This is a genomic window from Hungatella sp. SL.1.14, from assembly GCF_024460495.1.
Taxonomy (GTDB): Bacteria; Bacillota; Clostridia; order Lachnospirales; family Lachnospiraceae; genus Hungatella; species Hungatella hathewayi.
Window position 1 is genome coordinate 1 of record NZ_JANFYJ010000253.1, and the last position, 308, is coordinate 308.

At 31.5% G+C, this 308-nt stretch carries 2 protein-coding genes; both read right to left on the minus strand.

Translation table 11 applies throughout. The annotated features are described in order from the left end of the window. Positions 1-114, minus strand: a 114-nt coding sequence (locus tag NE473_RS32975; RefSeq protein ID WP_349769269.1) for a glycosyltransferase, incomplete at its 3' end; no start/stop codon positions are given. Further along, positions 83-308, minus strand: a 226-nt coding sequence (locus NE473_RS30880) for a glycosyltransferase (RefSeq protein ID WP_349769268.1), incomplete at its 5' end; no start/stop codon positions are given. The genes NE473_RS30880 and NE473_RS32975, both read right to left, overlap by 32 nt.

The following is a 308-nucleotide window of genomic DNA, read 5'->3' on the forward strand; positions in this document are numbered from 1 at the left end:
ATGATACATGCCATATTCTATCCAATCATCACTATCTATAAATGATATATATTGACCCCTACAATTATCTAATCCAAAGTTTCTAGCATCTGAAAGTCCCCCGTTTTTTTTTATGAATTACTTTCACATTCTTATAATTAGATGCATATTGATCGCAGATTACACCACTGGAGTCTGTTGAACCATCATCTACAAGAATAATCACCATATTGTCATAATCTTGTTTAAGAATACTGTCCACACAGCGCTTCAAATACATCTCGACATTATACACTGGTACAATAATTGATAATAATTCATTCATTCTA